The 10996-nt window shown below is 49.7% G+C and carries 13 protein-coding genes and 1 rRNA gene; 12 read left to right on the top strand and 2 right to left on the bottom strand.

The genetic code is table 11. From position 1 onward, the window contains the following. The first annotated feature begins 1 nt into the window (after position 1). Both rrf and BLQ82_RS29635 read left to right on the top strand, forming a co-directional pair. Positions 2–118: ribosomal RNA gene (rrf, locus tag BLQ82_RS29640) — 5S ribosomal RNA — on the top strand. Between the two features lie 588 nt (positions 119–706). Further along, positions 707–1123 (top strand): hypothetical protein, encoded by a 417-nt coding sequence (locus BLQ82_RS29635; protein WP_062520070.1) that lies wholly within the window; start codon positions 707–709, stop codon positions 1121–1123. A gap of 78 nt (positions 1124–1201) precedes the next feature. Here BLQ82_RS29635 and BLQ82_RS29630 read toward each other — a convergent pair whose 3' ends face one another. Then, the gene (locus tag BLQ82_RS29630) at positions 1202–1726 is read right to left on the bottom strand and encodes a hypothetical protein (RefSeq protein WP_062520073.1); all 525 of its coding nucleotides are present in this window, start codon (positions 1724–1726) and stop codon (positions 1202–1204) included. A gap of 208 nt (positions 1727–1934) precedes the next feature. Here BLQ82_RS29630 and BLQ82_RS29625 point away from each other — a divergent pair, with 208 nt between their 5' ends. The 10 genes from BLQ82_RS29625 to rsmI all read left to right on the top strand — a co-directional run bounded on the left by BLQ82_RS29625 (position 1935) and on the right by rsmI (position 9639). Then, positions 1935–2120: a sigma factor G inhibitor Gin gene (locus BLQ82_RS29625; RefSeq protein WP_020427902.1), complete on the top strand. Its 186-nt coding sequence runs from the start codon at positions 1935–1937 to the stop codon at positions 2118–2120. 216 nt (positions 2121–2336) lie between these two features. Further along, complete coding sequence (locus BLQ82_RS29620) at positions 2337–3971, top strand: aminotransferase class I/II-fold pyridoxal phosphate-dependent enzyme (RefSeq protein WP_074648811.1); 1635 nt, start codon at positions 2337–2339, stop codon at positions 3969–3971. Beyond that, positions 3972–4613: a dTMP kinase gene (gene tmk, locus BLQ82_RS29615; protein WP_062520078.1), complete on the top strand. Its 642-nt coding sequence runs from the start codon at positions 3972–3974 to the stop codon at positions 4611–4613. It begins immediately after the preceding gene. Between the two features lie 119 nt (positions 4614–4732). Continuing rightward, complete coding sequence (locus BLQ82_RS29610; protein ID WP_020427905.1) at positions 4733–5062, top strand: cyclic-di-AMP receptor; 330 nt, start codon at positions 4733–4735, stop codon at positions 5060–5062. A gap of 42 nt (positions 5063–5104) precedes the next feature. Beyond that, the gene (locus BLQ82_RS29605) at positions 5105–5548 is read left to right on the top strand and encodes a YaaR family protein (protein ID WP_025706632.1); all 444 of its coding nucleotides are present in this window, start codon (positions 5105–5107) and stop codon (positions 5546–5548) included. 17 nt (positions 5549–5565) lie between these two features. Next, a complete protein-coding gene (gene holB / locus BLQ82_RS29600; protein WP_062520081.1) occupies positions 5566–6540 on the top strand; it encodes a DNA polymerase III subunit delta' in 975 nt (324 codons plus the stop codon). 140 nt (positions 6541–6680) lie between these two features. Beyond that, complete coding sequence (locus BLQ82_RS29595) at positions 6681–7481, top strand: PSP1 domain-containing protein (protein WP_062520084.1); 801 nt, start codon at positions 6681–6683, stop codon at positions 7479–7481. A 30-nt stretch (positions 7482–7511) separates the two neighbouring features. Continuing rightward, entirely contained in the window at positions 7512–7877 is a 366-nt protein-coding gene (locus BLQ82_RS29590; RefSeq protein ID WP_039833496.1) for an initiation-control protein YabA, read from the top strand. A gap of 95 nt (positions 7878–7972) precedes the next feature. Beyond that, positions 7973–8746, top strand: coding sequence for a tRNA1(Val) (adenine(37)-N6)-methyltransferase (locus BLQ82_RS29585; protein ID WP_062520086.1), 774 nt, complete (start codon positions 7973–7975; stop codon positions 8744–8746). Next, on the top strand, positions 8743–9639 hold the full coding sequence (rsmI, locus tag BLQ82_RS29580; protein WP_062520088.1) for a 16S rRNA (cytidine(1402)-2'-O)-methyltransferase: 897 nt from the start codon (positions 8743–8745) through the stop codon (positions 9637–9639). Before BLQ82_RS29585 ends, rsmI begins: the two co-directional genes overlap by 4 nt. An 800-nt stretch (positions 9640–10439) precedes the next feature. On the opposite strand, the gene BLQ82_RS29575 is transcribed toward rsmI, so the two are convergent. Then, positions 10440–10694: an AbrB/MazE/SpoVT family DNA-binding domain-containing protein gene (locus tag BLQ82_RS29575; RefSeq protein ID WP_020427913.1), complete on the bottom strand. Its 255-nt coding sequence runs from the start codon at positions 10692–10694 to the stop codon at positions 10440–10442. Positions 10695–10996: the final 302 nt, after the last annotated feature.

The raw sequence follows: 10996 nt of genomic DNA, 5'->3' as shown, positions 1-10996 counted from the left end.
GTTTGGTGGCGATAGCGGAGGGGTTCCACGCGTACCCATCCCGAACACGACCGTTAAGCCCTCCAGCGCCGATGGTACTTGGACCGAAGGGTCCTGGGAGAGTAGGACGCCGCCAAGCACATGAAGCCATTGTCGAGCAATCGACAGTGGCTTTTTTGTTTTTTGGGCAACTATGGAGCTCCTTTGTTTCTTAAATTAAGAATACGGAAGATGAGGATACGGGGAGCAGCTGGAAAGCGAGATGGAATTAGTATACTTAATTGAACGCAAATGCTTTCTATAGAGATATCACGGGTAAGGATACGAGTCAGGCAATTCGGTACCCTTTTTCCAACTAGTGCTAATAGGATAGTGGAATTTGGGTGATTGAAGTGCATTTTTCCACTTGGATTTGCTGTTAATCCAGCTGATAGGACAGATGCCGGGGAAAGGGTCGTTTCACCTGTCGGGAGCAGATAAGGGTTCTCAGGTAAACTAACTCTAAAATTTTTAGCTTCTATACTCCCCAGCTAAAGACGGCGTTAGTAAACAGTAAAACGCTTTCAATCGAGTGACATTTTTGTTACCGACGCTCTTTGTGTCTCAAGTATAATAGTAAAGTGCAAATATTAAGCACATCCTTAATACGAATGAACTACTGATAAATTCTAATTTTGAATTTTTTTGTGTCTTTAGATGCACGGTAGAGGTAAGGAGGATTTAAGGTATGAAGCGAACCCGACCTTTATGGATTTTACTTATTGTTTGTATAGTTGGTGTAATGCTGGCTGGTTGCGGAACAACAAAAGAGCCTGCCTGGGATGCTTTTGAGGGTGCTCTTAATGAGAAAAGCTTTCCGGTGCCTAAGGAAGCTAATTCTACAGAGCATACAACTACTAATGTGGCTATGGACTATGTCCGATATTCTATGCCTGAGCTCAAAGAAAAGGATGGCGTACCGGAGCCTTACTTAGAGGCTATAGAAGCCTGGGGATGGGAAGAGCAGAAGGATGAAAATTCGACAAATTCCCGGGTTTTTCAGAAAGATGGACTGATTGTACACTTAACTGTGCATAACGGTTACTTTATAGTTATGATTCCCAAGGAAAAGAAGGCCTCAATCAAGGGACTGAAAACTAAATAAAAAAAACGCCATCCTTGAACTGGATGGCGTTTTTTTGCTGTAATGAGCCGGGGATACCATATGTATAAGCTGAAGTAGTTATTGTGCGTAGTAAGAGGCATCCGTGGGCGTGAATTTTAACATTCCGTCCTTTTGTTCGCGTTTCAGCCGGAACAGTGTATACAATCGGGGGAGAAGCACCCAGAGATGGCAAACCGCCATAGATACAGTAAATGCGGGAGGGGCCCAGACGATAAAGAGCGCAGTAATGGAAAGACCGATCCAAAGGTTATGGAGTTGTATTTTACGGAAAATAGCGTAGTTGATGTACTGATCTGGCATGTATCCGAGCCATGGAAGGTGAAATGACATTTTCCACCGTTTAGCAATAGGATGGCCGGAAATCAGAAGAACCGAACGTGAAATCACATAATGGATCCATAGAATGACTGGGGCAGCAATGATCATATATAGGATGCTCCACCATGAGAGAAAAATGGTTTCAACCACAACACAGATTACGGGGAGCGCCATATAGACACGCAGCCAGGCGGTAGTGATATTGATTTTTTTGATTAATTTGTATTGGTAGAATGTAGCTGAGCCTTTGTTGTTTGCTTCCATAAGAAAGCCCTGACCTCCTCACGAGTCCTTATGTTACTAATATCGGCGGATGAAGGCGTTTTGTTAAACCTGCCGGAGGCGGAAGCACCGTTTGGCGGGTACTGAATATATATATTTTGGCTGTAAAGGATGGGAAAAGTCTATGAAAAGGTTTAAAATGATAGAAAGTGTATCATACTGTTCTTAAAAGAGTCAAGGTGGGATGGTAATGGAACAGCAAACCGAGCAAGCCTGCATCATCTGCGGGCAGATGAAAGAAGAAGGAATTGTGATTGTCTCGCATTTCATTTGTGAGGATTGTGAAGCTGAGATGGTGCGTACGGAGGCTGAAGACGCCAAATACCGCTTTTTTGTGGGACGGATGAAGAAGATCGATCTGCAGAAGAATGCTTAAATGGAGTGTGTGGCAAGCTTAACGGAAGGGTGCAGAGTCGGTTGATAGACTGAATTAGTACTGGATGGATTAGAAGTAACCAATATAACGGCTTCACCTGCGCTTGTGGGCGGGAGGAGCTGTTTTGTTATGCAGGTTAAGCTTTTTGGCGGAAATATAGGCGTATGGGCATAATTGCGTTAAAATAGAAGATAACCCCCAGGGAAGGAAGAAAAGATGGACAGAATTCTGCCTGGAAGGGCACCTGTATATGAAATGCTGGAGCAATATAGAATGAAGGGGAATATCTCTTACCACGTGCCCGGACACAAGAACGGCGAGGCCTACCGCGGATCAGAAACAGCCGGTTTCTTAAGTGAAGTTATGGGATACGATGTGACGGAGATTACCGGTACGGACGATCTTCATCATCCGGAAGGGGTCATTAGGGAAGCGCAGGAGCTTGCGGCGGATTGTTTTGGGGCAGAGGAGAGCTTTTTCCTCGTTGGGGGCAGCACGGCCGGTAATTTGGCGCTGATTCTTACGGTATGCTCGGAACCCGGAATGACACTTATCCTTCAGCGGAATGTGCATAAGTCCGTTATCCATGGATTGATGCTGGCAGGGGTGCAGGCTATTTTTATAGAGCCGCAGATCGATCCGCTAAGCGGGCTGGCCGTAGCTCCGGCGGCGGAGGCGGTTCAGGCTGCGCTTGCAGCCTACCCTGAGGCCGCAGCTGTTCTGGTGACCATGCCGAATTACTACGGCATGGGAAGCGACCTTGCACCCCTCGCGCGGGTCTGCCACACCAGCGGCGTTCCGCTGCTGGTGGATGAAGCGCACGGGGCGCATTATGGACAGCACCCCGCGCTGCCTGCGGGGGCGCTGATGTGCGGCGCGGACGGCGTTGTGCAGTCCACGCACAAGATGCTGGCGGCGCTGACGATGGGCGCCATGCTGCATGTGCAAGGGCCATGGCTCGACCGCGCGCTGCTCCGGCAGCGGCTCGCCATGGTGCAGAGCTCCAGCCCATCCTACCCCGTGATGGCTTCGCTCGATTTGGCCCGGCGGCTGGTGCACAGCCAGGGCGCCGGTGCCTTCACGGCGGGGCTCGCCGCCGTGGATGTGCTGCGGCGCGGCCTGGCCACGCTGCCGCGCTACGGGCTGCTGCAGCCGGCAGCGCCGCTGCAGGGAGTCTGCGGCGGTGCTGGCTCAGCCGCCGCCGCTGGTACGCCGCCGCAGGGCCAGGCGGCGTACAGCACCCAGGACCCCTTCAAGGCGGTCATTTATGACGCCGCGGGGGGCCTGGGAGGCTTCGAGCTGCAGCGCAGGCTCGAAGAGAAGGGCATGGTGCCGGAGATGAGTGACGACCGGCACGTGGTGCTAGCCTTCAGCCTGGGGTCGAAGGCTGAAGATGCGCAGCAGCTGCTGGCTGCGCTGCGGGAGATCGCTGAGGAGACATCAGGCGGATCGGCGAACCCGCCCGAAAGTACAGCCAAACAGGAGCTTTCAACGGAGTACCTGCATACTGAACCGGCAGAAGGTCAGGTTCAAGCTTCCGTCAAATATTCCACGTGGAACAATTTTGCGAATGATTTAATCTCAAGCCCTGTGTTATTTTCCATGAAGCCGGTGAATCCTTTGGAAACCGAAGGGGTCCGGCTTGAATATAGTGCAGGAAGAACGGCAGCCGAAATGGTAATTCCTTATCCTCCGGGAATTCCGCTTTTATATCCAGGGGAGCGGATAAGCGAACACATCTGCAACCGGCTGATTAACCTCAGGCAGGGCGGAGCCAAGTTCCAAGCTTGTGCAGATCCAGCCTTACAGCACATTCAGGTCTACAACATTAAGAAGGGCGGAGACGCATAAGTGGCACGCGAAGGTTTCTTTATTACTCTGGAGGGAGGCGATGGCTCCGGAAAAACAACAGTACTCGGTAGAGTGGCTGCGTATCTGCAGAATCATTCCATGCCCTATCTGATTACCCGTGAACCTGGCGGTATCGAAATTGCTGAGAAAATCCGCTCGATTATTCTTGATCCGGCTCACACCGCAATGGATGCGCGGACAGAGGCACTGCTGTATGCGGCTTCCCGTAGTCAGCATTTGGCGGAAGTGGTCGAGCCTGCGCTCAAGGAAGGGCTTACCGTGTTATGTGACCGCTTTGTTGACAGCAGCCTGGTCTATCAGGGCTATGCCAGAGGACTCGGAATTGAGCAAGTAAGAAGCATCAACCAGTTCGCTACCGGCGGCCGTATGCCGGACTTGACCTTTTATCTCGATGTGGACCCCGAAGTGGGGCTATCGCGGATTGCGGCCAACCAGGACCGGGAGGTTAACCGGCTGGATTTGGAGAGCATGGCCTTCCACCGGAAGGTTAGGGAGGGTTACCGGCAGGTCGTTGAGTCTGATCCGCAGCGGATCGTGGTTCTAGATGCCAACCGTCCCATTCATATGGTAGAGCAGGACATTGTCCAAACGCTGAAAGACCGGATATTGAAGGATTTTTAAGGCGCTTTGTCTAATATAACTTATGTGTACAATAAACTATGCGCATGCGGTCGGAACAAGTTCTGTAAGAACTGAATTCAGGAAGCTAAGCTTACAAACTTTTAGGAGGGATAGCGAAGATGAATCTGATCATTGCAATTATCCAGGACAAAGACAGTAACCGGTTGTCGAGTGAACTAGTCAAAGCAAACTTCCGTGCAACGAAGCTGGCCAGTACAGGCGGGTTTTTGCGGGCAGGCAATACCACATTTATGATTGGTGTAGATGACTCTCAGGTCGAAGCTGTATTAACGGTTATTCGCAACAGCTGCAAGGTGCGTGAGCAGCTTGTCACTCCTGTCACACCAATGAGCGGTACAACGGATTCTTATTTGCCGCTTCCCGTAGAGGTTCAAGTTGGCGGAGCCACAGTATTCGTGCTTCCTGTCGATCGTTTTGAGCATTATTGAGTATAATATAGAGCGATACCCCATAAAGGGCGGTGGAAACCTTTGAAAATTAATCCCGGCTACAGGCCCTTAAAAAGTGAGCTGCCGACAGCTGAAGGAACGGGAAGGCCCGTTCAGCAGAAAACCTTTACTGATATTTTTCAGCAGCAAGGCGAACAGAAGACGATGGATGAACTGAACCAGAAGATCAAGGATATTCAGCAGCAAGGGGATCGTTTGGCCAAATCCATGACAGTCCGTGAGCTGGCGATTTACCGCAATATGATCAAGAAGTTTCTGGAGGAAACCGCACGTCGCGGTGTTACTCTGAAGGAAACCAAGGGCTGGGACCGCCGTGGACGCGGTAAACGCTACAAGCTGCTGGAAGAGATTGATGCAGCGCTGCTCAATTTGGCTGATGATTTGCTGGAAAGCGAGCAGGGCCGTATTGATCTGCTGGGGCGTGTAGGGGAAATCCGCGGTCTGCTGATTAACCTTTCTTTCTAAAAGACTTGGAGGAATGTATGTCTTTTCATGATATATTAGGCCAGGAGGATGCCAAACGGCTGCTTCAAAACGCGCTGCGCAAGGATGCCGTGAGCCATGCCTATCTGTTCACAGGTCCATCCGGTAGTGGTCAGATGAAAACGGCGCTGATGTTCGCGCAAGCTATATTCTGTACTGCCTGTGAAGATGATGCCTGCGGAGAATGTCTGGAATGCCGCAAGGTGGAGCATGGAAATCATCCGGATTTATCGCTGCTGAAGCCTGACGGGGCAAGCATCAAAATTGATCAGATCCGTGAGCTGCAGCGTATGTTCTCATACCGCTCAGAGGGTGTGAATCCGAAGGTGTATATTATAGAAGGAGCGGACAGAATGACGGTGCAGGCCGCGAACAGCCTGCTTAAGTTTCTGGAGGAGCCCCCGGCACCTGCGGTGGGCATTCTTATTTCCGATAACAGCAGTTCCCTGCTGCCGACAATCCAGTCAAGAACTCAGCGCATCCCTTTCAGCCCGCTGCATCCGGATATTATGCTCCAGGCACTGTCCAGCGAGGGGGTCCCGGTGCCACTGGCACGGTGTGCGGTATCACTGACTTCGGGACTTGATGGCTGCAGGGAACTTTTGGCACAGAATTGGTTTGCAGAAATGAGAAATCTAGTGTTACAATTAGCGAAGGAGTCTTTGGGCAAGGGCAGCTCCGCGGTAGCAACCGCCGGGCAGAAGCTGTTCAAGACCGGGCTCGGTGAACATTTGGATATCCTGTTCAGCATGTTCCACTTATGGTTCAAAGATATGCTTTACTTCCTGTACCGAAAGCACGAAAGTATCGTTTTCATAGATCAGTTAGACTTCATTTCCAGACATGCCCGTCAACGAAGCACGGAGCAATGGGTGGCTTATATGGAATTCGCTGCAGAGAGCAAGGGGAAGCTGCGTTCCAACGCCAATGCCCAATTGTGTCTGGAGCAATTCCTAATCCGACTGGAAAGTTAAGGGTTAGTTTTGATATATCCTCCGGATCAACGCTTCAGCCTGGAAGTACGGGTTTAACGGATAAGGAAGGACAAGCATGGATCACCAGGGAGCGGACTTGCTTAGGGGTTCCTTTTACCGGCAAACAAGGGGGTTAATTTTTGTACAGCGTAGTAGGTGTCCGCTTCAAAAAAGCGGGTAAAATATATTATTTTGATCCGCTTGATTTTCCGATTGAACGCGACCAGTGCGTAATTGTGGAGACAGCAAGAGGGGTCGAATACGGTAAAGTTGTCGTAGGGAAAAAAGAGGTTGAGGAAGCTGATGTGGTATTGCCTCTCAAAAAAGTCATGCGGATTGCCGGTGAAACGGATGCACGTGTGGTGGAAGAGAACAAAGGCGCTGCAAAGGATGCTTTTACCACCTGTTTAAATAAAATCCGCGATCATGGCCTCAAAATGAAGCTCGTGGATGTGGAATTTACATTTGACCGCAATAAGATCATCTTTTACTTCACCGCTGAAGGAAGGGTCGATTTCCGCGAGCTGGTTAAGGATCTGGCAAGCATTTTCCGTACCCGGATTGAGCTCCGGCAGATAGGGGTGCGTGATGAAGCCAAGATGCTCGGCGGACTGGGGCCCTGCGGACGGGTGCTCTGCTGTTCTTCCTGGCTTGGCGACTTCGAGCCGGTATCGATTAAGATGGCCAAGGATCAGAATCTTTCGCTGAATCCCACAAAAATTTCCGGTCTTTGCGGAAGACTCATGTGTTGCTTGAAATTTGAGCATGATAATTACGAAAGTACGAAGGAAGAAATGCCGGCGGTAGGCAAGCTTGTCGTAACCTCATTAGGTGATGGTAAGGTTGTAGGCATCAATGCCGGAAGCCGCACGGTTCATGTGCAGTTGTTCGAAGTGGGCAAAGTTAAGGAACTTCCAATGGATGATGTTGTCGTCAAGTAAACCATATAAGGTTACTTTCGGGGTGGAAACTTGGAGAAGATGAATATTTTTGCACACATGCAGGAGATGGAAGCGCAGATGGAAAGTATGCGCGCCAGTCTCGGAGAATGGAAGTTGACGGTTAAAGAATTAATGGAAGCCAACCAAAGGCTGAGTCTGGAGAATGAACAGCTCCGCAAAATTCTGAAGCGGGAAGCGCCATTGGACCCTGCAGCCCATTCTGCAGAAGCGGAGGCTCTTTTGGCCGCCAGTGAGGGGGCAGAGGAGGTTGTCGGGGAAGGTTATGACAATCTGGCGCGGCTCTATCATGAAGGTTTTCACATCTGCAATGTCTATTTTGGGCATTTGCGTACAGAGGGTGACTGCCTGTTCTGTCTTTCGTTTCTTAATAAATGAGGAAATCCAGCCGTAGGAGATTTACGCCTACGGTTTTTTTTGAATTTAGAGAAGTTTATGCTCTGAAGCATGAGTGATTCAAGAAGGAGAATATAATGACGAATTTTTATAACAATGGGCCAGTTCCGCTGCATCCTGCCGAGCGGGTGGACGATTTATTGACGCATGATTTGCGGATTATCCAAAGCGACGAGGTATTCAGCTTTTCAATGGATGCTGTATTGCTTGCACGCTTTGCCAGTGTCCCGCCTCGGGGCAGAGTGCTTGATTTATGTACAGGTAACGGGGTAATTCCAATGCTGCTGACCACACGGACCAAGGCTTCTATAGAGGGTATTGAAATCCAGCCTCGTCTGGCAGATATGGCCCGCCGAAGCGTAGTAATGAATAACCTTGCGGAACGGGTAACCATCCATGAGGGGGATTTGCGTGAGCTGCACCTTACAGCAGGATACGGTGTATACGATGCCATAACCGTCAATCCTCCTTATATGCCGCTGAACGGAAGCGATCTTAAGCTAAATAACCATCAGGCTATGGCCCGCCATGAGCTGGGCTGTACTCTGGAGGAAGTCATTCAGGCCTGTGTCCGGCTGGTCCGTACCGGGGGCAAGGTAAGCATGGTTCACAAACCACAGCGTCTGGTGGATATCATCAGTCTGATGAGGCAATACAGGCTGGAACCGAAGCTGATCCGTTTTGTTCATCCGCGTGCCCATTTGGAGGCCAATATGGTATTGATTGAAGCCGCGCGGGACGGCAAGCCTGAGGTGCGTTTACAACCCCCGCTGATCGTATATAATGAGGACAATCAATATTGTCCGGAAATTCTGGATATCTACTATGGATCTAAAGAGGGTAAATCATGACAATCTCGTGTCAAAGCAGCTTTCAAAATAAGAATCAGCAAGCAGGAACTGGCTCATTGTATCTGGTGGGGACACCCATTGGCAATTTGGAGGATATGACCTACCGCGCTGTCCGTACCTTGCAGGAATGCGAGATTATTGCCGCCGAGGATACGCGGATGACCCGCAAATTGCTCAGCCACTTTGAAATCACACCATCGATGCTGTTCAGCTATCATGAGCATAATAAGGCTGCCAGTGGACCCGAGCTGATACGCTATATAATAGAAGGTAAAAATCTGGCACTCGTCAGCGATGCCGGCCTGCCAGCCATATCCGACCCTGGAGCGGACCTCGTGGCGCTTGCGGTCAGTCACGGCATTCCCGTGATTCCGATCCCTGGAGCCAATGCAGCGCTGTCTGCTCTGATCGCTTCCGGTTTGCCTACAACCAGCTTCACTTTCATCGGTTTCCTGCCTAGGGAGCGCAAAGATATCCGCAATGTGCTGTCAGGTCTCCGTTCTGCACAAGGGACTTTGTTGTTCTACGAATCGCCGCACCGCGTGTCGAAAACATTGGCTCACCTGCAGGAGGCCTTCGGCAACCGCCGGATTGTGCTGGCCCGTGAGCTGACCAAGCGTTATGAGGAATTCCTTCGCGGCACTATTGAGGAGTGCCTGGTCTGGCTGTCCGAGCATCCACCGCTAGGAGAGTATGTGATCGTGCTGGAGGGTGAGAGCAAGGAGGAGGCCGAGCTTGCCGAATCCTCCTGGTGGCGTGAACTGAGTATCGAGGAGCATGTAACCCACTATGAAACTTCCGGACAGACACGTAAAGATGCGATGAAAAAGGCAGCATCAGACCGCGGCTTGGCCAAACGTGATATTTATAATGCTCTCCTGGAGAGGGAATAGGAATTATTCACAAGAAATAATTGTATTTTGTACATTTATGCAGGTGTGTTTTTCCCTTATATTGGTTGTAGATGTAGCTTGTACATTTACATATATAGTAAAGGGAAAAGTTTGGTTATATTCCTGGGTATAAATGTATGAAGTACAATTAAATAAATAATGCTGCGATTTGGTACGAAATAACTGTATAGATTGAAGTTATCCATATTTGCCAAAGCTAAGTATAGAGGGTTGTCTTCAGAGTTACTTGTTGCGCGTAGTCAAGCGATTCCCGGAGGGAGAGCGTTCCAATGCACCTAAAGTGGCTCACCCGCCAGTAACCAGCAAGCGCCGTCGTCAAGCGATTCCCGGAGGGAGAGCGCTCTAATGCACGCAAAGTCGCTCGCCCGCCAGTAACCATCGAGCACTGTCGTCACAGAAAAGTGCCGCCGTAGAGCGATTCCCGCAGGGAGAGCGGCTTGCTGCACCGTCCCTTGCCCGGGAGCGCCTTGCGCAGCCGCCATAGAAGCGAAGCCTATGGCGGAACCCTTCGCATGACAAGGCCCCGAGGGCTTGCCCGAAAGAGGGCTGGTCCGCCGCCAACCGCTGCTTCCTTACGCTCACCCCCACAGTTAGACAAGCTTCCGGGTGTCCAGAGGGCGGGAGCCCTTGGGGCCCTCCCTGTAGGGAGGGTTTGGGAGGGTAAAACCTTGGGAGGGTAAAATACAGTAAAAAATACCCCCCGCAAACACGGGAGGCCAAGGAGATATAAAAAGGTTAGAATTAACAATTGGATTAGTTCTTATTATAACCGATTTGCTTTAATTTGTCACAGGGGTAGGGATGGCAGAAATACAATCGTGACAAACAATTTTTCCTTTGAAGTAGGTTACATTCTCAGCATTGCCGCAGAAGATGCAAGCAGGCTCGTATTTTTTCAGCATGATCCGCTCACCGTCCACGTAAATTTCGAGCGCATCTTTTTCTCCAATGCCCAGTGTGCGGCGCAATTCGATTGGAATAACAACCCGTCCTAGCTCGTCGACTTTTCTTACAATTCCTGTTGATTTCATCATTTCAATCGTTGCTCCTCTCAAAGTTCAAAAGCGTCATTATTCGACATTGTTCACCGTTTTATGATACTTATAATACCAACCATTCCCAAAACAGTCAACCTTTTTTATGGTTAATTTTAAGGGGATTTTGAAAAAAAACTTTTGTAGCGCTTATAATCAACTCAAATGACAAGATAAATACCTCAAAAGGAATTTGTCGATTTGTAAATCGTTAAAACGCCATTATTCGACAAAGTACGACAACATATACTATTATAACCGTTTTTTCAACCGATTCCTAATCCTATTATTTGAAGGAGTTG

It is taken from the genome of Paenibacillus jilunlii (genome assembly GCF_900102965.1).
In the GTDB taxonomy this organism is placed as follows: Bacteria; Bacillota; Bacilli; order Paenibacillales; family Paenibacillaceae; genus Paenibacillus_AQ; species Paenibacillus_AQ jilunlii.
The sequence above is the reverse complement of the archived record's forward strand: the minus strand, read 5'-3'. Positions and strand labels throughout refer to the sequence as shown.